Origin of the sequence: Corynebacterium sp. HMSC08F01 (genome assembly GCF_001807545.1) — a bacterium.
In the GTDB taxonomy this organism is placed as follows: Bacteria; Actinomycetota; Actinomycetes; order Mycobacteriales; family Mycobacteriaceae; genus Corynebacterium; species Corynebacterium coyleae.
In genome coordinates this window covers 13,364-37,630 of record NZ_KV789303.1, presented here as the reverse complement: position 1 = coordinate 37,630, position 24,267 = coordinate 13,364, and the positions used below count along the sequence as shown (strand labels likewise).

Sequence of the window (24,267 nt, the reverse complement as noted above, 5' to 3'; positions counted from 1 at the left end):
CGGCTATGGGATTCCAGTTTCGTAAGCGCCAGAAGCTCAGCAAGGACAGCTGGCTGAATTACTCCGGTTCGGGCGTTTCCGCCTCCAAACGCGTCGGGCCAGTGACCATCAACTCGCGTGGCGGCGTGTGGATCAAGCTGCCGGGTGGACTGACCTACCGCGGCAAGTGGAAGTAACCGCGCTCATCCTGTTCAGCGAGGCCGTCCTCCAACAGTGAGAACAGGGCGCGTGAGCGTTGGGCGTCGTCGGGCCAGACGGCGTCGATAATCGCCTGCTCAACCGGCGAATCTGCCTCGCGCAGTACCTTCATAATCTTGCCGCGCCCCTGCCTATCCGTGCCCTCAAAACGTTGCGACGGCCGCCGCTGCCCCTCCTCAGGTGCCGGCCTGCCCGCCGCCAACCAGGCACAATCCTGCGCAACCGGGCACGCATCGCACTTCGGTGCCTTCGCGGTGCACACCAGCGCACCAAGCTCCATGAGCCCGACCGAAAACTCGGGACCGTTGTCCTCCGGCAGCAGGTGCGCAACCTCCTGGATTTCCTTCTTCCCCGGCACCCCCAGCGCCTGGCCGCGCTCCACACGCGCCACCACGCGACGCACATTCGTGTCCACAACCGGCACGTTCTTCCCGTAGGCGAAACACGCCACCGCCCGCGCCGTGTAGTCCCCAATGCCAGGCAGTGCCAGCAGCGCGTCCACATCGTCCGGCACAACGCCGCCATGCTTGTCGACGATCACCTGCGCGCACTCCCGCAACCTCAACGCCCGCCGTGGGTAGCCGAGGTTGGCCCAGGCGCGCAGGATGTCGTCGATACGCGCCTGCGCAAAATCGTGCGGAGTCGGCCAGCGCTCGATCCACTCCAACCAAATGGGGGCAACGCGCTCCACCTGGGTTTGGTGGCTCATGACCTCGCTGATCAGCACACCCCACGGTGACGTACCCGGTTTGCGCCACGGCAAATCACGCGCGTTGGCGCGATACCAATCAACTATCTGATTTGGGCGAATATTCTGCACAATGAGTGCCACAATAGACGGTATGACTAATGCAACAGAGCTCCAGTCCGCAACCTCCCCACGCGAAGTGTGGGAACTGCTTCGCGCAGGCAACGAACGCTTCGCCACCGGCAACACCGTCGCCCCGAACCGCGACTCCGAAACCCTCCAGCAGCTCACGTCCGGCCAGAACCCAGCCGTGTGCGTCATCGGTTGTTCTGACTCGCGCGTGCCCGTCGAGTTGCTTTTCGACGCCGGCTTCGGCGACATCTTCGTCATCCGCACCGCCGGCGGCTGCGTCGACTCCGCTGTCTCCGCTTCCGTGGAGTTCGCCGTCGACGGCCTCGGCGTGGACCTCGTGCTGTTCCTGTCCCACGAAAAGTGCGGCGCTGTCGGCTCCGCAGTCCAGGCGTTCGAGTCCGGCGAGATCCCGCACGGCCTGACCCGCCTGTTCGTGGAGAAGATCGCCCCCTCCATCGTCGAGGCCGAAAAGCGCGGCGAACAGGTCGAGCAAGCCCACGCCCGCCACGGCGCCGAGCACTTGGTCGCCCGCATCCCCGCCGTTGTTGCCGGCCTGGAAGCGCGCCGCATCGGCGTGGTTGGTGCGCGTTACCGTCTCTCGGACGGCCGTGTCGAGACCACCTACGAAAACTTCGGCGATTAAGTTATAAGCATGTCGAACCAGCACCCATTGCCCCCGGAGATCTACATGCGTCGCCGCGTCGCGGCCCTCGTCATCCTCCTCGTGGTTGTGGCGTTGCTGGTCTGGGCGCTTTCCGCCATGGCCCGCAGCGGCGGATCCGGATCGGATGGGGCAACCGAAACCTCCACCGAGCAAACCGTGAACCCGACCGTGGCTACCGAGCCGACCGTCGCCGCGCCTGAGGAATCTGCTTCGGAGTCTGCATCCCCGTCGGAGGAACCTTCCTCCAGTGTTGAGGCCGCACCGGCCCGCACTGGCGCATGCGAACTCAAGGACCTACGGATCAAGGCGTTGCCGAACCAGCCGTCCTACGCCGCAGGCACCGAGCCGGTGTTCTACATGGAAGTGGAAAACCCGACCGACACCGACTGCGTCATCGACCTTGACGAGAACATCCTGCGCTTCGAGGTGTACGACATGCGTACCAACGAGCGCATGTGGGCAGACACCGACTGCTACCAGCCCGTCGTGTCCGGCACCCAGACCTACAAGGCGGGGGAGAAGCAGGGCTACCAGGCTCGCTGGTCCGGCACCGTATCTCAGCCGGGTAAGTGTGATGACCGTCCCGCGATCGAGCCGGGGTCCTACTTCCTGCACACGGTCATCGGCGACAATGCTTCGGAAGCAGCCCCCTTCAACATCACCTAGTTTCTTGTAGTTATTTAGCTAACAGCGCGATCGCCTCCCCGAGCGTAGAGACCTGACTGACCCGCATTCCCTCGACCGGTTCGAGTTCTCCGCTGGGCACGATCGCGTTTTCGTATCCCAACCTCGCCGCCTCCTGCAGGCGGCGTCCGAGGTTAGGCACCCTTCGTAGTTCACCCGCGAGGCCCACTTCGCCGATGACCACAGTCTTCGGCGGCAGCGGTGTTTCGTGCAGGCTCGACCATGTAGCCAGCGCGACCGCAAGATCCGTTGCTGTTTCGGTGATCTTCACACCGCCAACGGTTGCTACGTACGCGTCCTTGTCATTCGTGCGCTGCCCGCAGCGTGCCTGCAGGACAGCGAGCACCATCGGCACCCTGTTGAAATCCAAGCCCGTGACCACGCGTCGCGGGCTCTTATTCACCGGATCGACGGTAAGTGCCTGGACTTCCGCCAGCATCGGCCGGACGCCATCCATCGCCACCGTGACCGCAGAACCGTCCGGAGTCTTCCCACGGTGAGAGAGGAACAGCCCCGATGGGTCCGGTACCTCCCGGATGCCACCAGCGGTCTGCTCGAAGCACCCCACCTCGTCCGTCGCCCCGAAGCGATTCTTCATGCCACGCAGCATGCGTAACGACGACTGCCTGTCACCCTCAAAGTTCAACACCACATCCACCAGGTGCTCGAGCACGCGCGGGCCGGCCACGTTGCCGTCCTTAGTCACATGCCCCACCAGGATGATCGGCAGGTTCGTCGTCTTCGCCAGCGTGGTCAGCGCAGCCGTTACTGCGCGGGACTGTGCCACCCCACCCGCAACACCCTCCACACCCGCGGCGTGCATAGTCTGCACCGAATCCACAATGAGCAGCGAGGGGTTGACCTGCTGGACGTGGCCAAACACCACGTCGAGGTTCGACTCCGCCGCCAAGTACAGCGTGTCTTTCAGCGCATCGGTGCGCTCAGCACGGGCACGGACCTGGCCTGCAGATTCCTCAGCAGTCACGTATAGCGCCTTGCGGCCATCCATCGCGGCCCACCGCGATGCAACCTCAAGCAACAGCGTCGATTTACCCACGCCCGGCTCACCGGCCATCAGCACCACCGACCCCGGCACGACACCGGAACCCAACACCCGGTCGAGTTCCCGGATGCCAGAGGGCAACGTGCGCGTCGCAGTCGCGTTCACCTTCGTGATCGGGGTCGCGGGCGACGTCGGTGTCAGCGCAGACGTCTTTACCGGACCTGCGGAAACCGCAGCCGGCGCTTCTTCTTGCAACGTTCCCCACGACCCGCACTCAGGGCAGCGGCCGAGCCACTTCGGGGAAGAGTAGCCGCATTCGGAGCACGTGTGGATCACGCGAGGTTTCTTAGCCATGTGCGACACCGTATAACACCCCCACGACACGGAGCCTGCAAGTGTTCGAAAAGTGTTCGAAAACGAAAAAGCCGCTGGTTAACCCAGCGGCATGTGTTCGTCGATAAGCGAAAAGCTCTTAGTGCTTCGCGCCAGTCTCGCGGTCAACCTGGCCCGAAACGAGGTGCGGGGCAGACACGGTAGCCACAACGTCGATGGAGCCGGTGTCAAAGTTGAACGTGACCGGGACGTTGCCACCGTACGCGAAATCGTCGTTAGCCAGCGAGGTAGCGGTGTAGCTGATGCAGTTCGCGTCATCCTGCGGCAGGCGCTCGAGGCCCTCGGCGGAATCAGCAACCAACACGCAGTTGTACTTAATCGTGTTGTTGTTTGCGATCTTGACGGTGTTGCCACCAGCGGTGACGGACTTCAACGTGTGATCCGTCATGGAGGTGTCCTGGTTCGTCGCGGTGAACTTGAGGGCAGCCTTGCCGTCCTCGGCCAAGACGACGGTGACATCCTGCACAGCAACTTCGCCGTTCTCGGTTGCGGCGCTGGCACCATCCACAGCAGCGACCTGGTTCGAGGTCTGAGTAATCTGGCCAGCGGAGCAGCCAACAAGGGCCAAGGATGCGCAGCCAGCGGCAGCGATAACGGCTACCTGCTTCAGGGACTTCACGTGGGGTCCTCCATAGTCAAACGGTTTCGAAGGTTATTCTCTGGAATACTTTAGCGCCTAGACAGCAACTTTTCCCATTTTATCCCCTATTCGGAGCTTTGAAGGCGGTGGTAGGGTTGTGGGGTCAAAACTTCGCCGGGAGCACCAAGGAGCGTTTATGGAATTCAAGGTCGGAGAAGTGGTCGTTTACCCGCACCACGGCGCGGCGCGTATCGCCGACATCGAAGAGCGTGAGATGCGCGGCGAGAAGCTGGACTTCTTGGTGCTGCAGATTCTCCACTCAGACCTTGAGGTTCGCGTGCCCGTAAAGAACTCCGAGCTTGTCGGTGTGCGTGACGTAGTCAACGAGGAGGGCCTGCAGAAGGTGTTCTCCGTGCTGCGTGAGACGGATGTTGAGGAGGCCGGCAACTGGTCTCGTCGCTATAAGGCGAACCAGGAGCGCCTTGCTTCCGGCGACATTAATAAGGTGGCCGAGGTTGTACGTGACCTGTGGCGCCGTGACCAGGGAAAGGGTCTTTCTGCTGGTGAGAAGCGCATGCTTGGCAAGGCCCGCCAGATTCTCGTCGGTGAGCTCGCGCTTGCAGAGCCCGTCGATGAGAAGAAGGTCGAGGAGATGGAAGCCGAGATCCAGAAGATTATCGACGAGCAGGTCAAGGCCGGTATCTCCGAGGCGCCGGGCGATATTGACGCCGAAGATGATGTTGACCTCGACGAGCTTTCTTTCGACGACGAGTAAGACGAGCCCTTGGACCGCCGTGTCGTAGCGGTTGTTGCCGCAGCAGGTCAGGGCACCCGGCTGGGCGCTGAGGTGCCAAAGGCGTACGTCCCGTTGCGCGGGCGCACGCTTTTGGAGCGTTCCGTCACCGCGATGGAAACCTCCGAGATTGTGGACCAGGTGGTCGTCGTCATCAGCCCTGCCATGGAGGAGCACGCCCGTCAGTGCCTGCAGGGGCACGACGTGCAGTTTGTGCATGGCGGTGCGGAGCGCGCGGACTCCATCTACGCAGCGCTCGAAGCAATTTCGCTTGACGACGCCTGCGTTCTCGTCCACGACGCCGCCCGCGCCCTCACCCCTCCCGGCATGATTGCCCGCGTGGCCCGTGCCGTGCTCGATGGCGCGCCCGCGGTGGTGCCGGTTGTACCTGTCGCGGACACCATTAAACAGGTCAGTGGGGGTGCGGTGAATGCGGTGGAGGCGACGCTGGACCGCAGCCGTTTGCGGGCCGCACAGACACCGCAAGGCTTTGACCTGCGCCAATTGCGTGCCGCCAACCGTGCTTACCTTGAGCAGTCGCCGGAGTTCGTGGCAACTGATGACGCGTCCCTGATGGAGTGGTACGGCGCCCCCGTCACCACTGTTCAGGGCGATCCGATGGCGTTCAAGATTACCACCCCGATCGATCTTCGCCTGGCGAAAAGCATTACCGATGAGGCCGAGCCGACCGTGTTCGAGATCCCCGGCAACTAGCTAGGGCGTTCGAACGAATTATCTAAAAAGTTTCGAAAAACCCTTGCATTGTCGCGGTGGTGGCATGTATGTTCGATTGAAAGATCGAAAGGGGGGACAATGTCTACCGGATACTTCGCAACAGAACGTCAGGGTGACCAGATTAGCGTCGCAGGTCAAGCGATGCGAGACGCGGAATACAGTATCTTTCACGCTTACGCTGAGCCCGGTGCGATTATCGACGACTTCGAACTGGTAAGCCAGCGCATCGCAAGCGCCGCCGGCCGTACCGTGAGCTGGGCTGAAAGCGGAATTCTTGGGTATAGCGTCTTGGCAGACCTGCCGAAACTACGCCAAATGCAGGCTGATATGCGACGGCTAGATATCACGCGCCTTAGCGCAATCGAGACCGTCCTGAACCGGTTGAACGATCTCGCCACGCCCGAAGTGTTGGCTGAGTTCGACGACTACCTAGTCAAGGTGTTCACGCCGCGTTCCGCCGGGATGGAGTTGCCATCGGCGACGTCGCTAAAGCGCCGCCTGCGGGACCGGATCAAGCAGGTTGATGCGAAGTTGGCACCAAGCCCGAAGAAAACGAAAGCTCGCAAGAAAGCAAAAGATGCGCCATTCGGCACCTGCCAAGGCGTGTTCTATGGCCAAGACGACGGGGACGCCGGTCTGAATATCTCTGGCGACTCGGCAACGATTGGTCTGATGGATATGTATGTCGGTGCCGTCGCGAAGGAACACAAGCTCAGTCGTGACGATGCACTGCAGATGATCCTCACCGGCCAGCAGCACTCGTCGATTCAGTTGGTGCTGCACGTGTTTTCGCCGAAGACCCCAGGCGCCGGCTACTTCGTTCCCGGCTTCGGCTGGTCGGGGGCAGACGGCACGGAAATCATCGACGCGCTCAAAGAAACCGCCAAGGTGAAGGTCATCGACCTCGACGAGGCTGAACATGCCGAGACTGACGCCTATGTGCCCACCGAAGCAATGAAGGCGTTCGTGCAAACCCGCGACGGTACCTGCCGTTGGCCGGGTTGCAACGTTGCCGCGAGGCGCTGCCAGCTCGACCACCGCATTCCCTACGGCAACGGCGGCAAAACGACGCCGTCGAACCTGTTCTGTCTGTGCCAGCGTCACCACAACATCAAGACGGACCGCCGCGCTACCTATGTGGTCGATCACGTCACGGGCGAAGTCGTCTGGCTTTTCGATGACGGCACCTTCCAGGTCAGCGAACCCGACGGCTTGATCGTCGAGTATCTCGCCGAAGGTGAAAACCCGCGGTGGAAGTCCACTCTGGAACAGCGTCGGAAGCGGCGCCGCGACAGTGCGGAGTTCAACGCCCGGTGTCACTCGGCGGTGGAGCAGTACGAAAAGGACTACGACTGGGAAGCCTGCGTGGAAACGATCACCACGCTGGAGGATAAGTTTGGCCGCAAGTTCGAGTATGCGCCGGAGAAGATGCCGGAGATTACGCCGGAACTCCTCGCCTCGCTGAAGAGACACCTGCGCGACCTCGAACTGGAGCGCGAGGGCTTCGAAGAATACGACTCGGCGTCCCCGGAGTGGGTAGTGTTCAGTCCATGACGAATCTGCGAGTTGGTACTGCCTTCGATGCCCATCAGATCCAGGCCGGGAAGGAGTGCTGGATCGCCGGAATTCTGCACGAGGGCCAGGATGGTTGCGAAGGTCATTCAGATGGCGATGTTGTCAGCCACGCGATCGTGGACGCGGTGCTGTCGGCGGCGGGCCTTGGGGATCTCGGCTCGTTCGTCGGGGTCGGCCGCCCGGAGTATGACGGGGTCCGAGGGGTGCAGTTGCTCGAGGAGCTCCGTGCGCTTGTAGACGACCACGGCCACACCGTCGTCAATGTTTCTGCACAAATGATTGGGCAGACCCCGAAGATGGGCCCGGTGCGTGAGGAGGCAGAGCGGGTGTTGTCGCAGGCTTTGGGTGCTCCGGTATCGGTGTCGGCGACGACGACGGACCACATGGGGTTCACTGGTTCGGAGGAGGGCCGGGCGGCGATTGCCACTGCGTTGGTGGAATTGAACGGCAACGTAGGATAAACGGCGTGAATCAACGTATTTTCGACACCAAGACCCGCACGCTGCGAGACTTCGAGCCGGTGAATCCTGGCCACGTTTCGATTTATCTGTGTGGCGCCACTCCGCAGGCGAAGCCGCATATTGGCCACCTGCGTTCGGGTGTTGCGTTCGATATTGTTCGTCGCTGGTTTGCGGCGAAGGGCAACGACGTCGCGTTTGTGCGCAACGTCACGGATATTGACGACAAGATTCTCGCCAAGGCAGACGAGCACAATCGCCCCTGGTGGGAGTGGGTGTCCACGTACGAGCGTGAGTTCACCCGTGCGTACGACACGCTTGGTGTGTTGCCGCCGTCGGTGGAGCCGCGGGCGACTGGGCATGTGACGCAGATGGTCGATTACATGCAGCGCCTGATTGATAACGGCTACGCCTATGCAGCGGACGGTTCGGTGTACTTCGACGTCGACGCTTGGGTGAAGGCGGGCGGCGATTACGGCTCAATTTCCGGCAACAAGGTTGAGGAGATGGAGCAGGGGGAGACGTCGAACGCGGGCAAGCGTGGCGCACGTGATTTCGCGTTGTGGAAGGCGGCGAAGCCGGGTGAGCCGAGTTGGCCGACCCCGTGGGGCGATGGGCGTCCGGGGTGGCACTTGGAGTGCTCGGCGATGTCCACGTGGTACCTGGGTGGCACGTTTGACATCCACGGTGGTGGCCTTGACCTGCAGTTCCCGCACCACGAGAACGAGCAGGCGCAGTCGCATGCGGCGGGCGATGATTTCGCGCAGTACTGGATGCACAACCACTGGGTGACCATGGCTGGCGAGAAGATGTCGAAGAGCCTGGGCAATGTGCTGTCCATCGACAACATGCTGGAGGAGGTGCGCCCGGTGGAGTTGCGTTACTACCTCGGGTCGGCGCATTACCGCAGCGTGTTGGAGTATTCGCCGGAGGCGCTCAAGGAAGCTGCGGCCGGCTTTAGGCGCATTGAGGAGTTTGTGAAGCGCGCAGGTATGCCGGAGCCGTCGACGTGGACTGAGGCATTTGAGCAGGCGCTTAACGACGACTTCGCCGTCCCGAAAGCCCTCGCAGAAATCCACAACCTTGTGCGCGAGGGCAATAAGGCAGCCGATCCGGCCCCGATCGCGGCGCAGGTGCGTGCGATGGCGGCGGTGTTGGGTGTTGATCCGGGGGCGTGGCCGTCGTCGTCAAGCAATGGCAATAGCAAGGCATTAGACGTGCTGGTGGAAGCTGAACTGGAACGCCGTGCGACCGCGCGTGCGGAGAAGGATTGGGCCACGGCGGATGAGGTGCGCGACCGGTTGGCGCGTGCGGGAATTGAAGTGACCGACACGGCCGAGGGGCCGCAGTGGCAGGTAAAGGAGTAGACGATGGCGAAACCGTATCAGCGTCGTGACGTACAGAAGAAGAACAAAAAGGGTCCGACGAAGGGCTCTGGCGGGCAGCGTCGCCGTGGACTGAAGGGCAAGGGTGCGACGCCGAAGGCTGAGGATCGCGTCTACCACGCGGCGCATAAGCGCAAGTTGGAGCAGAAGCGCCGCGCGCAGGGCCGGCACGATCGTGAGGTGGCGGATCTGGTGGTGGGCCGCAACCCGGTCATTGAGTGTCTGAAGGCGAAGGTGCCGTCGGAGGCGTTGTTCGTCGCGCAGGGCACTGGCCACGATGATCGTCTGAGCGAGGCCGTTGCGCTGGCGAACAGCAAGAACATTCCGGTGCAGGAGGTGCCGCGTCAGCAGTTGGATGCGATGACCGGTAACGGCCTGCACCAGGGCATCGGACTGAAGATCCAGCCGTACAAGTACGCGGACCTGGATGACCTGCTGGAGTCGGTGGATGGCCCCGGCATGTTTGTGGTGCTGGACAACATTACGGATCCGCGCAATCTTGGTGCGGTGATTCGTTCGACTGCGGCGTTCGGTGGTAACGGCGTGATCATCCCGGAACGGCGTTCGGCGCAGGTCACGGGTGTGGCGTGGCGGACGTCGGCGGGTACGGCGGCGCAGTTGCCGGTGGCGCGCGTGACCAACGTGACTCGCACGGTGAAGAAGTTCCAGGACAACGGCTACACGGTCGTCGGCCTGGATGCGGGCGGCGAGCACACCCTGGACACGTTTGACCAGGCCACGGGCCCGGTAGTGATCGTGGTTGGCTCCGAAGGCAAGGGCATTTCACGCCTGGTGCGCGAGAACTGCGACGTGATCATGTCGGTGCCGATGACGGATTGGGTGGAGTCCCTTAATGCGTCGGTGGCGGCGGGTGTGGTGCTTAGTGAGTTCGCTCGTCAAAGAAGAATCGCTGAATAACCTCACCGCCGGTGATCTCGTCGGTGCCGGGCCCAAGCCGCGCGTCGAGCGTTTTGGCTACCGGCACCATGTGGCCGAAGCCGTCGATGGTGATGAGGCGGACGGGGGCGGGGCCGTGCCAGTCGTCGATACGCAGGGCACCGCTTGTCGACGACCCCCGCCACCCACACGAGTTGAGTTCCGCAAAGAACTGCGCAGAGTTGATTGCGGAACGGGTCTGGCCACGGTTGTTGCCGCCGATCCCGGCTTCGCCGCCGTTGTAGGGGACGAGCGGGTCGGCGGTGCCTTGGACGGAAACGAGCGGGGTGGGCTGATAATCGGAAGTGCCAACACACGTGTTGGATTCGACGGGCATGGAGGCGCCGAAGGTAGCGGCGCCGTCGAGGAGGCCGGGGGCGTCGAAAAGGAGGCGCATGACCATTTGGCCGCCGTTGGAAAAGCCGATGCCGATCACGCGACGCGGGGCGTGGTGTTCGACAACCTTGCGTAAGAAACCGACGTCGTCGATGTTCAGGCTGCGTGCGGTCTCGTTGAAACCGGTGCGCAGGTCGTTGAAGTGGTGCTCCACACCGTCCGGGTAAGCCACGGTCGCGCCGAGGGTTTCAAAGGTTCGGTCGGTGAAGTTGCGCATCACGTTGCCGGACTGGCGCGACCCGTGCAGCACCAGCAGGAGCGTGTCGGGGTCGCCTTCGACGGCGGTCCAGGTGCGAGTGCGTCCCTGGTGCTCTAGCGAGAGGCGTTCCATGCTTCCCTTTCGTCGGCGAGTTCTGCCAAGAGCTCAGCCATGGCGTCAGCATCTGCGACGCGACGCGACGCCAGCGAGGGTTTGTCGCCGACCTTTACCGCCAGGTCGGTGGGGCCGAGGGCGGCGATGGCGGTTTCGTCGGTGTCGTCGTCACCCGCGAACACGGTGGCCGCGAAGTCGCGCTTGTATTCGGCGAGCCAGGTGCCCTTCGTGATATCCACGGCCGAAAACTCCACCACGTTATGTCCCAGTGTGATCTTGCGGGCGGGCAGGGCAGCGGCGGCATCGAGCATGTCCTGGGCCGCTTGCTTATCCGCGACCGGCGCCACGTGCAACACCCTCTGATACGGCTTCACCTCCACATAGGCGGGCGGGATGGCGATGTCGCGCAGTTGGCGTTCGATGTCGACGAGGTGGGCGCGGGAGTCGTCGTCAAGCGTGGGCCCGGGCTCGGCGCCGTGGGAGCCGACGAGGGTGACATTGAGGCCGGAAGGGAGGACCTGGCGCAGACCGTCGAGGTGGCGGCCGGACAGGATTGCAACCTCGGTGCCGGGGAGAGCAGCAAGGCGACGGATCGCGTCCTCGGCCGCCGGATGCATTGTGACCGCGTAGGGGTCGGGGTTGAGTTCAGCAAGCGTGCCGTCGAAGTCGAGGCACACCAACAACGTTTCGGCCTGAGCAATCACCATGTGCGCAGTTTAACGGCCGGGGCATCCACGGCGTCACTGAGCAGGGTGAGTACAAGGTCGGTATCAGTTGGGCGGGTGACGGTGAACTCGGTGTCGTCGTGAAGCAGTGGCACCAACTGGTCGTGTATGTGGCGGCCCCAACCGGCGCAGTCGCCCGGGTCGCCGACGGTGACGTCGTGGAGGCGCACAGTGTCGTCGCCTTCAAACTCGCCGGACACTTCAGCGCAGCCGGTGGTGCCAGAAAACGACGAACCCGAAAAGGTGACGGATGCGCCGCCGGTATTGCGCGCGACGGGCGCCTCTGGGTCGGTGTACACGCCAACGACGTGCCACTGCTGCGGGCTCGAACACGCCGCGAGCAGCATCACCGGGGCGAGCAGCAGCGCGCGCTTCACAACGCCTCCAAGAAGTCCCGCGCCCAGCGGGTCACGTCGTGTTCCATGACCCAGTCGTGCATCGCTCGCATGCGTGCCGGATCAGGATTGGTTGCGGCCACAATCGCGGCCTTGACGGACCCCAGGTCGAACGGGTTGCACAGGTAGGCCTGGTTGAGTTCGACTGCAGCGCCTGCGAACTCGGAAAGCACAAGCGCGCCGTCGCCCTTCGGGTGTGCGGCGACGTACTCCTTGGCCACGAGGTTCATGCCGTCCTTGAACGGCGTAACCAGCATGATGTCGGCCGCCGCATAAAAGGTGCCCAGCTTGTTTTTGGGCACGCCGCGGTGGATGTAGTGCACGACCGGGCGGCCGACCTGGCCGAAGCGGCCGTTGATACGCCCGATCGCCTGCTCAACTTCCGTGCGGGTCTTGCGGTAGTGCTCGATGCGTTCACGCGACGGCGTAGCCAACTGCACCACGGCAATATCGTCGAGTTCGCCTTCCTCCAGCAGTTCCTCGACCGCCAGCAGTCGCTGCAGGATGCCCTTGGTGTAATCCATCCGATCCACGCCCAGCAGCACGTGCTTCGGGTTGCCGAGCGAATTGCGCAGTGTGCGTATCGACGACTCCGTCGCCGCCTGCACCTCATCCGCATCAATAGAAATGGGGAAGGTGCCAGTACGAATATCGGTGGTGAGCAGGCGGAAGTTCTCTTCGTCGGTGGTGCGCTGAAAACCGATCAGGTCGCAGCCGGACAGGCCGGAGAGGATCTCGTCGCGCCACGGCAACTGCTGGAACAGCGCCGGAGCCGGGAACGGGATGTGCAGGAAGAAGCCGATGGTTAAGTCGGGGCGTAGTTCGCGCAGCATCCCCGGTACGAGCTGAAGCTGGTAGTCCTGCACCCACACCGTGGCGTTTTTGCCAGCGGCTTTGGCGGTCGCCCGCGCAAACTTTTCGTTGACGGCGACATAGCGCTCCCACCACTCCTGCCTGTACTCGGGGGTGACGATGAGGTCGTGGTACAGTGGCCACAATGTGGAGTTGGAAAAGCCCTCGTAGAAGCCCTCGAAGTCGTCCTGGTCCAAGCACACGGGGACCAGCGAGATGCCGTTGAACTCAAACGGTTCGAGTTCTGCGCTGGTATCGCCAGGCCATCCCACCCAGCAGCCCCCACGGGAGCGCAGTACCGGTGCGAGGGCTGCGACTAAACCGCCAGGGGAGACCTCGTAATGGTCGCCCACCTTGTCTACAGGCAGGCGGTTGGCCACGACGAGGAACTCGTTGCTACCCATTAGGCCTTCTTGGCGGTCTTCTTCGTCGACTTTTTAGCAGTCTTTTTGGCAGCCTTCTTCACTGCCTTCTTGGTGGACTTTTTCTTCGTCGCCTTCTTCTTGGTGGCCTTCTTCTTGGACGCCTTCTTCTTCGTGGCCTTCTTCTTCGTGGCCTTCTTCGGCGCTTCCTCTTCCGCTGCTTGCTCCAGGTCCTCGACGTAGCGCTTGTACACGAAGCCCTGCGGGGTGACACCCAGCATGGACATGAGCGTTACGCCGTCCAGGAAGTCCTCAGCGTAAGTGGCCACGATCCGACGGGCGCCCGACGCAGTTTGCTCCTCAACGGCATGCGTTTGTTCGGCGGTGGGGCGCGAATCGGTGATCTTAGGTGGCACTTGGGGGTTCCTCCTTGCAAGAACGACAGCTAAAGCCCCATCATTCTACGCCACCTGCTTAACGACGGCGCCGTACCCGACGAATCTGCTGGAAAGTCAGCCGGCCAGCGCGCCTAAACGCCTCGTACGGCACGTAGAGCTGTGGAGCACGGATGCGGCGGGCCAGCCACTCGCCGAACACCACACCGCCGGCTAGGGCGAGGCAGGTGCCGATCGCGGTCAGTAGGTTCATCATGCCGAGCAGGAGCTGCTCGTTCATCAGTGCGTACATGCCGCGGTAGATCCACGAACCGGGCAGGAACGGGGTCACGCCGGCGACAGCAGTGATCACCGGGTTGATCAGGAAGCGACGGGAAATGAGACCGCCGGCCAAGCCGACGGCGACCGCACACGCCGCGATAGCCAACAGTCGGCCAGCGCCGAGCGGAGTGAGCACGATGTAGAAGATGAATGAACCTGTCGCTGCGGTGACGAAGGACAGCAGCACAGCGGCTCGTTCCGCAAAGCAACACACCGCAAAGGCAGCGGCCGCCATCGCGCCACCGAAGGTGGTCAGCCACACGTTGTTGTACGCCGCATCAGCTGGGAGCACCTCGACTGGTGGCAGTGGCATCCCGACCAGCTCGGAAACCTGCACGCCAGCGGCGACGCCTGCGACGATGCCGCCGGTACCCAACATGGCTTGGAAGAAGCGGGCGGAGGCGTTGACCATGGACCCGGTGACGCCGTCGAGAAGCGATTGCACCAGCGTCAAACCTGCAAGCAGGACGATGATGCCTGTTGCGATCAGCTGACTGGGGTTGATCGTGTGCCCGATCGAGGCGGAAAAGTCATAGGCGATTGCAGCGGGCAGCGTGGCGACGAACCCACCAATCACATTGTGAAAAAACCCGGGCAACCCGCCACGGGAGAGCAACTTGGAAAAGCCCATGATGAGAAACGCGGTCAGGCCGCCGAAGAACATGAGCAGCAAATCGCCGCCGAGCAGCATGGCGACGAAGAAACCCATCACAGTCCAGCCGGCCAAGTTGCGGGTGTTGCGGTAGGGGATGGGGGCGTTGTCGATCTCGTCGAGAATCTTCTCCGCCATCTCAGGCGGTGTTGCGCCTGAGCGGATCGAGCGGATCAGGCGGTCCACTTCCTGCAGTTTGTGGTAGTTCTCGCTGATCATGGTGACCACGCGGAACACGGTGACCGGGGTGCGATGGTCCACGCCGATGATGGTGTTCAGCGTAATCGTGTTCACCGTGATGGACACGTGCACGTAGTGCAGGCCGTACGACGAACACACGGTGTGGATCTGCTTGATCGCGTCCGCAGATGTTGTTGCGTTTGCGATGAGGATCTCGCCGATACGGGCGGCGATGTTCATCACCGCGGCGACCTCTGTCGGGTCGGTCAGGTTGATTGGGGCGAGGACGGATGGGGGAGGAGAGGTGCGGGCAGCGTCGATCGTCGCTAAGCGTTGGCGCGAACCTCTGAGCTTTCCCCACAATCTCTTTTCCACACAGGCCACACTATCGGCTTGGCGGTTTTCGCGCGACCACGGGCTATGTGTAAGATCTAGCGCGTTGCTGGAGTGGCGCAATCGGTAGCGCAACGCACTTGTAATGCGTAGGTTGCGAGTTCAAGTCTCGTCTCCAGCTCGTGGGTCCCCTCGTCGATACGTATCGGCGAGGGGGCACTTTCTTTGGCGAACAAAGATCGACTTGCTCAACCTTGGGCAGCAAGTACACAGGCGACGTACAGCGTTGTGTTGTTTAATCGTGGCAAGTGCATGATTGCCGCAAAAATTAAGGAGAACACAAACCATGGCTGACTCGCAGAACCTCAAGGTGCTGGTTGTTGATGACGAGCCGAACATCGTCGAACTGTTGACGGTGTCTCTGAAGTTCCAGGGTTTTGATGTGGAGACCGCCAACTCTGGTGCGGAAGCCCTCGAGCTGGCGCGCACCTCCCGCCCGGATGCGTACATCCTGGACGTGATGATGCCGGAGATGGACGGCTTTGAGCTGCTCAGCAAGCTACGAGCAGAAGGACTTGACAGTCCGGTGCTGTTCCTGACAGCAAAGGATGCCGTGGAGGACCGTATCCACGGCCTGACCATTGGCGCGGATGATTACGTGACCAAGCCGTTCTCGCTCGAAGAGGTGATCACGCGCCTGCGTGTGATCCTGCGGCGCGGCAACGTGGTGGACGATTCGAACCAGGATTCCACCTTGCGTTATGCGGACTTGACGCTTAACGACGACACCCACGAGGTCACCAAAGCCGGCGAGATCGTCGAGCTCTCCCCGACGGAGTTCAACCTGCTGCGCTACCTCATGCTCAACGCTGAGGTGGTCGTGTCCAAGGCGAAGATCCTGGACAACGTGTGGCACTACGACTTCGGCGGCGACGGCAACGTGGTCGAGTCCTACATTTCCTACCTGCGCCGCAAGGTAGACACGGGCGATGTGCCGCTGATCCACACGGTCCGTGGTGTCGGTTACGTGCTGCGCACCCCACGTCAGTAGGCCTTTCGCAACGTTATGGCGTATTCCTTATTTACGGGGCCGACAAAGAAGCCACTGAAGCGGCAACTTGTCACCACCGTGATGGTCATCTCCGTGATCGGTACGACACTGAGTTCCGTGCTGATCTACTTCCTCATGCGCAACCTGCTGCTGGACCGTGCAGACGACCAGCTGCGGGAAGGCTTGGATACGTGGGCGCACCAGGGGCCGGTGTGGCAGTTCAACCCTTGGAACCTGCCGAGTGAGTTCACCCAATCCAGGCTGTACCCGGACCGGGGCGTGATGGTGTCGCGCCCGGGGGAGGTCAACTCGCCAGATTGGAGCCAGATCAAAACGACTGACTTCGGACAGTTGGTCACGATCACTTCTGATCTCAGCGACCCAAATACGACGACTGTGAAGCGCTGGCGTGCCATTGCCACGGAGCAGTCCGACGGCTCCGTGCAGTATGTGGCGAAGTCGCTGGAGTCGGAGTACCGGATGTTGCGCTCCCTGGCACAGATTGAGGCGCTGGTTGGGGCTCTGGTGCTCGTCGGCATTGGCATTGCAAGTAACTACTTCGTGGCACGTGCGTTGGCTCCGTTAAAGATTGTGGAAAACACCGCTCTGGCGATCGCCGGAGGCGATACCGACAGGCGAGTGCCCGCTTGGCCACGTGAGACAGAAGTGGGCAGTCTGTCGTTTGCCATGAACACCATGGTGAGCCGCTTGCAAGAATCGCTGGAAAATGCGAAAACGCAGGAAGAGCAGATGCGCCGCTTCGTTGGCGATGCTTCACACGAACTGCGTACACCGCTCACCAGCGTGCGCGGATACACCGAGCTGTACCGCAAGGGCATGGTGGATGACCCGCAAATGGTGCTGAGCAAGATCGATGAAGAGTCCGCGCGTATGCAGCTGCTCGTCGAGGACCTGCTGGCGCTAACCCGTGCGGAGGGTTCCCGCCTGGAGAAGCAGGAGGTGGATGTGCTCGAGCTTGCGCTTTCGGTGAAGGACTCGATGCACGCCGCCTACCCAGAGCGGGTGGTGGACGTGGTCAAGGACACCCCAGACGTCCCTGTCGTGGTGGGGGATCCCGGCCGGCTGCGCCAGGTAGTGGTCAACTTGGTCACTAACGCCTTTAAGCACGCGGGTCCGGATGCAGAGGTGACCATCACGATCCGGCACAACCTGGACCGTGTGGTCCTCGACATTGCGGATAATGGCTGCGGCATGGAACAGAAGGACGCCGAGCATATTTTCGAGCGCTTCTACCGCGCGGATGCGTCGCGCAACCGCAGCTCGGGCGGTGGCTCGGGTCTGGGGCTGGCGATTACCAAATCGCTGATCGAGGCCCACGGCGGCACCGTGGTTGTCGATACGGCGCCGGGCGAGGGCTCGACGTTTACTATTTCGCTTCCAGCTGCTTAATGCCTTCGCGGATGGTGTCGGCGGCGGCGTCCATCTTGGCGGCGTCGGTTTCGTCGGCACGCATTGCGCTGGCCAGCGAGTAGCCGGACATGTCGTTGGCGGGGAAGACGTGGATGTGGGCGTGGGGGACCTCGAATCCTGCGATGAGGTAGCCCGCGCGCTGCGCATCAAACTTATCGACGATCACCCGTCCGACCTTCTGCGCCACCTCATTCATGTGCGCCCACAGGTCCGCCGGGATGTCGGTCCACTTGTCAATCTCTTCGATGGGAACGACCAGCGTGTGGCCGTACGCGACCGGTTCGATGGTGAGGAAGGCTGCGACCTTGTCATCCTGGTACACAATTCGGCCCGGGATGTCGCCTGCAATAATTTTGCTGAATACAGTGCTCATAGTCTCCGACGCTACCGGTAAGTTGGATCGCATGCGCATCCTTGTCATCGGTTCGGGCGGCCGGGAACACGCCCTTCTCCATGCAATGCACGGCAATGAGCTCACTGTCGCGCCGGGTAACGCGGGTATGTCCCGCCTGGCCACGGTGCGTCCGCTCGACGTGTCGTCCCCAGTAGATATTGTGTCGCTCGCCCGTGAGATCGACGCGGAACTCGTGGTCATCGGACCTGAGGTGCCGTTGGTTGCGGGTGCAGCCGACGCGTTGATCGACGCCGGCTTCCCCGTCTTCGGACCAACGAAGGCGGCCGCGCAGCTTGAGGGCTCGAAGGCGTTTGCCAAGGAAGTCATGGCGGCAGCTGGTGTGAAGACGGCGACGGCGACCCGCGTGGAATCCGCCGACACCATCGAGGCAGCGCTTGACGAGTACGGCCCGCGCTACGTGGTCAAAGACGACGGCCTTGCTGGAGGCAAGGGCGTTGTGGTCACCGAGGACCGTGCCGAGGCCAAGGCACACGCGGAAGCTGTCATTGAGGCCGGCAACCCGGTGTTGTTCGAGTCCTTCCTTGAAGGCCCGGAGGTGTCGCTGTTCTGCCTCGTCGACGGCGAAACGGTCGTGCCGCTGCTGCCCGCTCAGGACCACAAGCGCGCCTACGACAATGACGAAGGCCCGAACACCGGTGGCATGGGTGCGTACGCGCCGCTGCCGTGGTTGCCGGAGAACGGAGTGCAGGTGCTTGTCGACGACATCGCCCGCCCCGTGGCCACCGAAATGGTCAACCGTGGCATTCCGTACCAGGGCCTGCTCTACATCGGTGCCGCGTGGGGGCCGGAAGGCCCGGCGGTGGTGGAGTTCAACGCCCGCTTCGGTGACCCGGAAACCCAGGCCGTGCTGTCGTTGTTGGAGACCCCGCTGGCGGAGGTGCTGCTGGCCGTCGCACAAGGTCGCTTGAGTGAGATCGAGCCGCTGCAGTGGCGTGAGGGGTTCGCCGCCATGGTGGTGCTGGCTGCCGAGGGCTACCCGCAGTCCGCAAAGACGGGCGGCGTGATCACCGGCGACGCACTCGATGACCCGACGAAGGTCCTCCACGCAGGCACCAAGGAAGCGGACGGCAAGTATGTGGCGTCTGGTGGCCGTGTGCTTGGTGTCGTCGGCAATGGCGCAACGCTCAAGGAGGCCGTGGACGACGCCTACCGCATCATTGAGGGCATCGAACTGCCCGGGTCCTTCTACCGCAAAGACATCGCTCGCCCCGCCATCGAAGGCGCTATTTCCCTAGGATAAATGCCGTGAAACCGAATAATTCCAATGTTTTGAGCAACCGTTACGCCTCCCCGGAGATGGCCACCCTGTGGGCTCCGGAGCACAAGATCATCCTTGAGCGCCAACTGTGGATCGCAGTGCTCAAGGCCCAAAAGGAACTCGGTGTCGAGGTCGCCGAGGGCGCTATCGAGGACTACGAGAAGGTCATCGACAAGGTCGACCTGGACTCGATCGCGCAGCGCGAGAAGGTCACTCGCCACGACGTGAAGGCACGCATTGAGGAGTTCAATGCGCTGGCGGGCCACGAGGAGATCCACAAGGGGATGACCTCGCGCGACCTGACCGAAAATGTGGAGCAGCTCCAGGTGCGCAAGGCGCTGGAACTGACCCGCGACAAGGCAGTCGCGCTGCTCAAGGCGGTGGGCAACCGCGCTGGCGAGTACAAGTCCCTGGTCATGGCTGGACGCTCCCACAATGTTGCGGCGCAGGCCACCACGCTGGGCAAGCGTTTCGCCTCTGCTGCCGATGAGATCCTGGTGGCCATCGAACGGATTGAGGAACTGCTGGATCGGCTCCCACTTCGCGGCATCAAGGGCCCGATGGGTACCGCGCAGGACATGTTGGATCTCATGGGTGGCGACGAGGCCAAGCTGGCGCAGCTCGAGCAGGGCATCGCAGAAGGTCTCGGCTTCGACCGCGTCTTTGACTCGGTGGGTCAGGTGTACCCGCGCTCGCTCGACTTCGACGTGGTGTCCTCGCTGGTGCAGTTGGGTGCAGGCCCGTCGTCGCTGGCCACCACGATCCGCCTCATGGCTGGCAACGAGACGGTCACGGAGGGCTTCAAGGAAGGCCAGGTTGGTTCCTCGGCGATGCCGCACAAGATGAACGCACGCTCCTGTGAGCGCGTCGGCGGCTTCCAGGTCATCCTGCGTGGCTACCTCACCATGGTTGGCGACCTTGCTGGCCAGCAGTGGAACGAGGGCGACGTGTTCTGCTCCGTGGTGCGTCGCGTGGCGCTGCCGGATGCGTTCTTCGCCATTGACGGCCAGCTGGAAACCATGCTGACCGTGCTCGACGAGTTCGGCGCGTTCCCGGCCATGATCAACCGCGAGCTGGACCGCTACCTGCCGTTCCTTGCCACCACCCGCATCCTCATGGCGTCGGTGCGCGCCGGCGTCGGCCGTGAGACCGCACACGAGGTGATCAAGGAAAACGCCGTCGCTATGGCGCTGGACATGCGCGAGCGCGGCGCAGAGCAGAACCTTGTGGAGCGTTTGGCTAACGACGATCGCCTTCCGTTGGACAAGGCAGCACTGGACAAGGCGCTCGAGGACCGCCACGCGTTCATCGGCGCTGCCGAGGCGCAGGTGGATCGTGTGCTTGCACGCGTGCAAGAGGTTGTGGATGCGCACCCGGAGGCTGCGAACTACACCCCGGGCGAGATCCTCTAGGGGGAAGTAAAGGTCACAGTGGCGTCGCGGGTGCTGACCTCGACGCCGGTGCCTACTACACCCCGGTCTGCGGTGCCGGACCAGGAGGCGACGAAGCCGTGCTGGGGCCCGGTGAGGTCCGGGGTGTAGCCGGTGAGGGTGCTTTCGCCGCAGTATTCAGGTTGGGCGGTGTTGGCGGTGAGGGTGTCGTCGATAGGCGTGAGCTTCGGCAGCGTGACGGTGACGTCCACGGGGAACTCACCCACCGCAACCGGGGTGAACGTGACTGGGAAGCACACGAGCATGTTTGCCTGCTCGGCGCTGCGTGGAGCGCGCCGCGTTTTGGGGGCACCGACGGTGACGTCCCACTGCACGGGGACGTGGAAGCTCACATCCTCGGTGACCACGCGGGCGGTGTCGCCGAAGGACAATGTGGTGCCGTCGCGGGTTGGTTCAAACGCTGGCATGTTGCCAGCGAACTCCGAAGGGGTGCCGCACGCAGCCAAAACGAGGGGGAGTAGGACTGCAGTCGCGCGTTTGATCACGGGGAATATACTAACGCGCATGCGTCCAGAGCTTTCTGATTATGCCCATCTCGCCGGCGGCAAGGTCCGCGAAATTTACGAAGTCGATGACAACACGCTGCTGATGGTGGCATCCGACCGTATTTCGGCGTTCGATTTCTCGCTCGAGCCGGCCATTCCGGACAAGGGGCGTATCCTCACCGCAACGTCGATGTTCTTCTTCGACCTGCTCGGCGATGTCCCCAACCATCTTGCGGGGCCGATTGACGACGAGCGCATTCCCGAAGAGGTCCTCGGTCGCGCCATGGTGGTCAAGAAGCTCGACATGGTGCCCTTCGAGTGCGTTGCGCGTGGTTACCTCACCGGCTCTGGCAAGAAGGAATACGACGCCACTGGCCGCGTCTGTGGTGTGAAACTGCCGGAGGGCCTAACTGAGGCATCGAAGTTGCCTGAGCCGATTTTCACCCCGGCGACCAAGGCGGAGCAGGGGGACCACGACGAGAACGTCACCTTCGAGTTCGTGGCCAACAAGGTTGGTTCTGGTCTGGCTGAGCGCCTGCGTGCGGCAACGTTGGATGTCTACACCCGTGCCGCCGAGTACGCGGAGACCACGGGCATCATCCTGGCGGACACCAAGTTTGAGTTCGGTTTGGACGAAAACGGTGAGCTTGTGCTTGCCGACGAAGTCCTCACCCCGGACTCTTCCCGCTACTGGCCAGCCGACAGCTACGAAGAGGGTGCGACCCAGCCGAGCTTTGACAAGCAGTACGTGCGCAACTGGCTGACAAGCCCGAAGTCCGGTTGGGATCCGGCCGACGGCGTGCAGCCGCCTGAGCTGCCGGGATCCGTGGTGGAAGCCACCCGCGACCGCTACATCGAGGCCTACGAGCGCCTCAGTGGCCGACGCTTCTCTGAATGGCCGGGGGAGCACGCGTAGGCTTTCTGGGCATGAATGCTCCGAAAGCTGCGAAGCACCCGATTACACGATCGTTCCACGGCCGCGACTTTGTCGACGACTACGAGTGGCTGCGGGACAAAGAAAGCCCCGAGGTAATCAGTTACCTCGAAGCTGAAAACGCCTACACGGAGTCGAAGACCGCCGCGTGGTCCGGGCTTGTCGACGACATCTACGCCGAGATCAAGTCCCGCATCAAGGAAACGGACATGTCCGTGCCGCAGCGCCAGGGCGACTGGTGGTACTACGGCCGCACCATTGAGGGCAAAAACTACGGCATTTCCTGCCGTGTGCCGACGCGTGACGAGCCGTGGACACCGCCCGAGGTCAACGACCACATGGCGGACGAGCAGGTCCTGCTGGACATCAACGAACTGGCAGAAGGCCACGAGTTCTTCTCCCTGGGCGCCTCCTCGGTGGCCACGACCGGTCGTCTGTTGGCCTACTCCTACGACACTGAAGGCGACGAGCGCTTCACGCTGCGCATTAAGAACCTTGAGACGGGCGAGCTTCTCGACGACTGCCTCGACAACATCTTCTACGGCGCCACCTGGGCCGGCGAAGAGTACCTGTTCTACGTGCGTGTGGACGACGCTTGGCGCCCCCACCAGGTCTGGCGCCACAAGGTGGGCACCCCGGCCGAAGACGACGTGCTGATCTACGAAGAGACGGACGAGAAATTCGGCGTCGGTGTGGGGGCGGACCGCGCGGAGCGGTTCCTCATGATTGTGACGTCCTCTTCGCTGACCTCCGAGTACCGGGTGCTGGATTTGGACAATCCGACCGGTGAGTTCGAGGTGCTGTGGCCGCGCGAGTCCGGCATTGAGTACCACCCGGACTACTGCGTGGTGGACGGTAAAGAGCAGTGGGTGATCACCCACAACGCCCACGGGCCGAACTTCTGTGTGGCCACCACGCCGGTCGGTGAGTTGCCGGCGCTGTGCGATTTGGACGTGCTGGTGGAGCACTCCGATTCGATGCGTATCGAGGGCATCGATACGTACCGCGACTTCATGTTCATGGGGTATCGCCGGGGAGGGATTCCGCGGTTGGCGGTGTCGTCGCTAAGCAATGGCTTCGGCGAGTTCACCGAGCTTGAGTTCTCTGAGGAGCTCTACACCGCGAGCCTCGGCGGCAACCCGGAGTGGGACGCGCCGGTGGTGCGTATCGTGTACTCCTCGTACACGCAGCCGTCGCAGGTCGTTGATTATGAGGTGGCGACCGGTGAGATGACGCTGCTGAAGGAACAGGAAGTCGAAGGCGGCTACAACGCCGACGACTACGAGGCCTTCCGCGTGTGGGCCACCGCGAAGGATGGCGCGAAGGTGCCGGTATCCGTGGTGCGCCGCAAGGGTGTCACAGGCCCTGCGCCGCTTTTGCTGTACGGCTACGGCTCGTATGAGGCGTCGATGGACCCGGGCTTCTCTGTAGCGAGGCTGTCGCTGCTGGATCGCGGCATGATCTGGGCGTGCGCCCACGTGCGCGGCGGCGGTGAGATGGGCCGCGGCTGGTACGACAACGGCAAGATGCTGCACAAGGTGAACACGTTCACCGACTTCATCGCGTGTGCCGACGCCGTAGTGGCCGAAGGGCTGACCACGCACGAGCAGATGGTCGCCGAAGGCGGTTCCGCAGGTGGCCTGCTCATGGGCGCGGTGGCGAACATGGCCCCGGAGAAGTTCGCCGGCATCCAGGCGATCGTGCCGTTCGTGGACCCGCTGACCTCCATCCTGAAACCCGAACTGCCGCTGACCGTCGGCGAGTGGGAGGAATGGGGCGACCCGTACCACGACGTCACCGTTTACGACTACATGGCTACATACGCCCCGTACGAGAACGTCAAGGCACAGAAGTATCCGGACATTCTGGCGATTACCAGCCTGAACGACACCCGTGTGCTCTACGTAGAGCCCGCGAAGTGGGTGGCAAAACTGCGCGAGGTAGCCACCGGTGGCGAGATCCTGCTCAAGACCGAAATGTCCGCAGGCCACGGCGGTGTATCGGGCCGGTACGCCAAGTGGAAGCAAACCGCGTTTGAGTACGCGTGGACGTTGGTGAAGTCGGGCGCAGTCGACGAACCTGTGCGATAATCCC

General features: G+C 62.6%; 26 protein-coding genes and 1 tRNA gene. 16 read left to right on the top strand and 11 right to left on the bottom strand.

The genetic code is table 11. The annotated features are described in order from the left end of the window. Positions 1–5: 5 nt before the first annotated feature. Positions 6–176, top strand: a complete 171-nt coding sequence (locus tag HMPREF3171_RS11635; RefSeq protein WP_083279432.1) for a DUF4236 domain-containing protein — start codon at positions 6–8, stop codon at positions 174–176. Here HMPREF3171_RS11635 and HMPREF3171_RS05185 read toward each other — a convergent pair. Beyond that, positions 155–1,030, bottom strand: a complete 876-nt coding sequence (locus HMPREF3171_RS05185) for an HhH-GPD family protein (RefSeq protein ID WP_305764011.1) — start codon at positions 1,028–1,030, stop codon at positions 155–157. The two genes, HMPREF3171_RS11635 and HMPREF3171_RS05185, sit on opposite strands and share 22 nt — an antisense overlap. 10 nt (positions 1,031–1,040) lie before the next feature. Here HMPREF3171_RS05185 and HMPREF3171_RS05180 point away from each other — a divergent pair, with 10 nt between their 5' ends. Both HMPREF3171_RS05180 and HMPREF3171_RS05175 read left to right on the top strand, forming a co-directional pair. Beyond that, the gene (locus HMPREF3171_RS05180; RefSeq protein WP_070483434.1) at positions 1,041–1,661 is read left to right on the top strand and encodes a carbonic anhydrase; all 621 of its coding nucleotides are present in this window, start codon (positions 1,041–1,043) and stop codon (positions 1,659–1,661) included. Between the two features lie 9 nt (positions 1,662–1,670). Then, on the top strand, positions 1,671–2,348 hold the full coding sequence (locus tag HMPREF3171_RS05175; protein WP_070483432.1) for a hypothetical protein: 678 nt from the start codon (positions 1,671–1,673) through the stop codon (positions 2,346–2,348). A gap of 10 nt (positions 2,349–2,358) precedes the next feature. On the opposite strand, the gene radA is transcribed toward HMPREF3171_RS05175, so the two are convergent. Continuing rightward, positions 2,359–3,723, bottom strand: a complete 1,365-nt coding sequence (gene radA / locus HMPREF3171_RS05170) for a DNA repair protein RadA (protein WP_070483429.1) — start codon at positions 3,721–3,723, stop codon at positions 2,359–2,361. 118 nt (positions 3,724–3,841) lie between these two features. Continuing rightward, positions 3,842–4,381, bottom strand: a complete 540-nt coding sequence (locus HMPREF3171_RS05165; protein ID WP_070422495.1) for a hypothetical protein — start codon at positions 4,379–4,381, stop codon at positions 3,842–3,844. A gap of 157 nt (positions 4,382–4,538) precedes the next feature. Here HMPREF3171_RS05165 and HMPREF3171_RS05160 point away from each other — a divergent pair, with 157 nt between their 5' ends. The 6 genes from HMPREF3171_RS05160 (at position 4,539) to rlmB (ending at position 10,206) form a co-directional block, all read left to right on the top strand. Next, positions 4,539–5,117 carry a CarD family transcriptional regulator gene (locus HMPREF3171_RS05160; protein WP_070422496.1) on the top strand — a complete coding sequence of 193 codons (579 nt, stop codon included), beginning with the start codon at positions 4,539–4,541 and terminating at the stop codon, positions 5,115–5,117. 9 nt (positions 5,118–5,126) lie between these two features. Continuing rightward, positions 5,127–5,849, top strand: coding sequence for a 2-C-methyl-D-erythritol 4-phosphate cytidylyltransferase (ispD, locus tag HMPREF3171_RS05155; RefSeq protein ID WP_070483427.1), 723 nt, complete (start codon positions 5,127–5,129; stop codon positions 5,847–5,849). A 99-nt stretch (positions 5,850–5,948) separates the two neighbouring features. Continuing rightward, positions 5,949–7,424: an HNH endonuclease signature motif containing protein gene (locus HMPREF3171_RS05150; protein WP_070483425.1), complete on the top strand. Its 1,476-nt coding sequence runs from the start codon at positions 5,949–5,951 to the stop codon at positions 7,422–7,424. After that, on the top strand, positions 7,421–7,906 hold the full coding sequence (gene ispF / locus HMPREF3171_RS05145) for a 2-C-methyl-D-erythritol 2,4-cyclodiphosphate synthase (protein ID WP_070483423.1): 486 nt from the start codon (positions 7,421–7,423) through the stop codon (positions 7,904–7,906). The genes HMPREF3171_RS05150 and ispF overlap by 4 nt, the downstream gene beginning before the upstream one ends. 5 nt (positions 7,907–7,911) lie before the next feature. Next, entirely contained in the window at positions 7,912–9,270 is a 1,359-nt protein-coding gene (gene cysS / locus HMPREF3171_RS05140) for a cysteine--tRNA ligase (protein WP_083284732.1), read from the top strand. Between the two features lie 3 nt (positions 9,271–9,273). Continuing rightward, a complete protein-coding gene (rlmB, locus tag HMPREF3171_RS05135; protein ID WP_070422501.1) occupies positions 9,274–10,206 on the top strand; it encodes a 23S rRNA (guanosine(2251)-2'-O)-methyltransferase RlmB in 933 nt (310 codons plus the stop codon). Here the strand turns inward: rlmB and HMPREF3171_RS05130 are convergent. Genes HMPREF3171_RS05130 through thrE form a run of 6 tightly spaced genes read right to left on the bottom strand, consistent with a single transcriptional unit; the run spans position 10,169 to position 15,190 of the window. Then, positions 10,169–10,951, bottom strand: a complete 783-nt coding sequence (locus tag HMPREF3171_RS05130; RefSeq protein WP_070483420.1) for a CE1 family esterase — start codon at positions 10,949–10,951, stop codon at positions 10,169–10,171. The two genes, rlmB and HMPREF3171_RS05130, sit on opposite strands and share 38 nt — an antisense overlap. Then, complete coding sequence (locus HMPREF3171_RS05125; RefSeq protein ID WP_070483418.1) at positions 10,933–11,640, bottom strand: trehalose-phosphatase; 708 nt, start codon at positions 11,638–11,640, stop codon at positions 10,933–10,935. Before HMPREF3171_RS05125 ends, HMPREF3171_RS05130 begins: the two co-directional genes overlap by 19 nt. After that, a complete protein-coding gene (locus tag HMPREF3171_RS05120) occupies positions 11,634–12,035 on the bottom strand; it encodes a YajG family lipoprotein (protein WP_070483416.1) in 402 nt (133 codons plus the stop codon). Before HMPREF3171_RS05120 ends, HMPREF3171_RS05125 begins: the two co-directional genes overlap by 7 nt. Continuing rightward, positions 12,032–13,309, bottom strand: coding sequence for an alpha,alpha-trehalose-phosphate synthase (UDP-forming) (locus tag HMPREF3171_RS05115; RefSeq protein WP_070483414.1), 1,278 nt, complete (start codon positions 13,307–13,309; stop codon positions 12,032–12,034). The genes HMPREF3171_RS05120 and HMPREF3171_RS05115 overlap by 4 nt, the downstream gene beginning before the upstream one ends. Then, positions 13,309–13,683: a hypothetical protein gene (locus tag HMPREF3171_RS05110; protein ID WP_070422506.1), complete on the bottom strand. Its 375-nt coding sequence runs from the start codon at positions 13,681–13,683 to the stop codon at positions 13,309–13,311. Before HMPREF3171_RS05110 ends, HMPREF3171_RS05115 begins: the two co-directional genes overlap by 1 nt. A gap of 58 nt (positions 13,684–13,741) precedes the next feature. Continuing rightward, positions 13,742–15,190, bottom strand: coding sequence for a threonine/serine exporter ThrE (gene thrE, locus HMPREF3171_RS05105; protein WP_244268636.1), 1,449 nt, complete (start codon positions 15,188–15,190; stop codon positions 13,742–13,744). A gap of 66 nt (positions 15,191–15,256) precedes the next feature. Here thrE and HMPREF3171_RS05100 point away from each other — a divergent pair. The 3 genes from HMPREF3171_RS05100 (at position 15,257) to HMPREF3171_RS05090 (ending at position 17,609) form a co-directional block, all read left to right on the top strand. Further along, positions 15,257–15,329, top strand: a tRNA-Thr gene (locus HMPREF3171_RS05100). Positions 15,330–15,494: 165 nt separating this feature from the next. Continuing rightward, the gene (locus HMPREF3171_RS05095) at positions 15,495–16,199 is read left to right on the top strand and encodes a response regulator transcription factor (RefSeq protein ID WP_070422508.1); all 705 of its coding nucleotides are present in this window, start codon (positions 15,495–15,497) and stop codon (positions 16,197–16,199) included. A gap of 15 nt (positions 16,200–16,214) precedes the next feature. Beyond that, positions 16,215–17,609, top strand: a complete 1,395-nt coding sequence (locus tag HMPREF3171_RS05090; RefSeq protein ID WP_070422509.1) for a sensor histidine kinase — start codon at positions 16,215–16,217, stop codon at positions 17,607–17,609. On the opposite strand, the gene HMPREF3171_RS05085 is transcribed toward HMPREF3171_RS05090, so the two are convergent. Beyond that, complete coding sequence (locus HMPREF3171_RS05085; RefSeq protein WP_070422510.1) at positions 17,587–18,003, bottom strand: HIT family protein; 417 nt, start codon at positions 18,001–18,003, stop codon at positions 17,587–17,589. The genes HMPREF3171_RS05090 and HMPREF3171_RS05085 overlap by 23 nt on opposite strands. 31 nt (positions 18,004–18,034) lie before the next feature. Here HMPREF3171_RS05085 and purD point away from each other — a divergent pair, with 31 nt between their 5' ends. Together purD and purB are read left to right on the top strand one after the other, a co-directional pair. Continuing rightward, the gene (purD, locus tag HMPREF3171_RS05080; RefSeq protein ID WP_070483410.1) at positions 18,035–19,285 is read left to right on the top strand and encodes a phosphoribosylamine--glycine ligase; all 1,251 of its coding nucleotides are present in this window, start codon (positions 18,035–18,037) and stop codon (positions 19,283–19,285) included. A 5-nt stretch (positions 19,286–19,290) separates the two neighbouring features. After that, positions 19,291–20,715, top strand: a complete 1,425-nt coding sequence (gene purB / locus HMPREF3171_RS05075; RefSeq protein WP_256388296.1) for an adenylosuccinate lyase — start codon at positions 19,291–19,293, stop codon at positions 20,713–20,715. On the opposite strand, the gene HMPREF3171_RS05070 is transcribed toward purB, so the two are convergent. Beyond that, the gene (locus tag HMPREF3171_RS05070; protein ID WP_070483408.1) at positions 20,712–21,239 is read right to left on the bottom strand and encodes a hypothetical protein; all 528 of its coding nucleotides are present in this window, start codon (positions 21,237–21,239) and stop codon (positions 20,712–20,714) included. The two genes, purB and HMPREF3171_RS05070, sit on opposite strands and share 4 nt — an antisense overlap. Before the next feature lie 19 nt (positions 21,240–21,258). On the opposite strand from HMPREF3171_RS05070, the gene HMPREF3171_RS05065 reads away from it, so the two are divergent. Both HMPREF3171_RS05065 and HMPREF3171_RS05060 read left to right on the top strand, forming a co-directional pair. After that, entirely contained in the window at positions 21,259–22,155 is an 897-nt protein-coding gene (locus tag HMPREF3171_RS05065; protein WP_070483406.1) for a phosphoribosylaminoimidazolesuccinocarboxamide synthase, read from the top strand. 11 nt (positions 22,156–22,166) lie between these two features. After that, the gene (locus tag HMPREF3171_RS05060) at positions 22,167–24,263 is read left to right on the top strand and encodes a S9 family peptidase (protein ID WP_070483487.1); all 2,097 of its coding nucleotides are present in this window, start codon (positions 22,167–22,169) and stop codon (positions 24,261–24,263) included. Positions 24,264–24,267 lie beyond the last annotated feature (4 nt).

Excerpts from the sequence above, each read along its gene's own strand:
- HMPREF3171_RS11635 (WP_083279432.1), top strand. The coding sequence starts at position 6 with ATGGGATTCCAGTTTCGTAAGCGCCAGAAGCTCAGCAAGGACAGCTGG.
- HMPREF3171_RS05180 (WP_070483434.1), top strand. The coding sequence starts at position 1,041 with ATGACTAATGCAACAGAGCTCCAGTCCGCAACCTCCCCACGCGAAGTG.
- HMPREF3171_RS05175 (WP_070483432.1), top strand. The coding sequence starts at position 1,671 with ATGTCGAACCAGCACCCATTGCCCCCGGAGATCTACATGCGTCGCCGC.
- radA (WP_070483429.1), bottom strand. The coding sequence starts at position 3,723 with ATGGCTAAGAAACCTCGCGTGATCCACACGTGCTCCGAATGCGGCTAC.
- HMPREF3171_RS05160 (WP_070422496.1), top strand. The coding sequence starts at position 4,539 with ATGGAATTCAAGGTCGGAGAAGTGGTCGTTTACCCGCACCACGGCGCG.
- HMPREF3171_RS05150 (WP_070483425.1), top strand. The coding sequence starts at position 5,949 with ATGTCTACCGGATACTTCGCAACAGAACGTCAGGGTGACCAGATTAGC.
- ispF (WP_070483423.1), top strand. The coding sequence starts at position 7,421 with ATGACGAATCTGCGAGTTGGTACTGCCTTCGATGCCCATCAGATCCAG.
- rlmB (WP_070422501.1), top strand. The coding sequence starts at position 9,274 with ATGGCGAAACCGTATCAGCGTCGTGACGTACAGAAGAAGAACAAAAAG.
- HMPREF3171_RS05130 (WP_070483420.1), bottom strand. The coding sequence starts at position 10,951 with ATGGAACGCCTCTCGCTAGAGCACCAGGGACGCACTCGCACCTGGACC.
- HMPREF3171_RS05125 (WP_070483418.1), bottom strand. The coding sequence starts at position 11,640 with ATGGTGATTGCTCAGGCCGAAACGTTGTTGGTGTGCCTCGACTTCGAC.
- HMPREF3171_RS05115 (WP_070483414.1), bottom strand. The coding sequence starts at position 13,309 with ATGGGTAGCAACGAGTTCCTCGTCGTGGCCAACCGCCTGCCTGTAGAC.
- HMPREF3171_RS05095 (WP_070422508.1), top strand. The coding sequence starts at position 15,495 with ATGGCTGACTCGCAGAACCTCAAGGTGCTGGTTGTTGATGACGAGCCG.
- HMPREF3171_RS05090 (WP_070422509.1), top strand. The coding sequence starts at position 16,215 with ATGGCGTATTCCTTATTTACGGGGCCGACAAAGAAGCCACTGAAGCGG.
- HMPREF3171_RS05085 (WP_070422510.1), bottom strand. The coding sequence starts at position 18,003 with ATGAGCACTGTATTCAGCAAAATTATTGCAGGCGACATCCCGGGCCGA.
- purD (WP_070483410.1), top strand. The coding sequence starts at position 18,035 with ATGCGCATCCTTGTCATCGGTTCGGGCGGCCGGGAACACGCCCTTCTC.
- HMPREF3171_RS05065 (WP_070483406.1), top strand. The coding sequence starts at position 21,259 with ATGCGTCCAGAGCTTTCTGATTATGCCCATCTCGCCGGCGGCAAGGTC.
- HMPREF3171_RS05060 (WP_070483487.1), top strand. The coding sequence starts at position 22,167 with ATGAATGCTCCGAAAGCTGCGAAGCACCCGATTACACGATCGTTCCAC.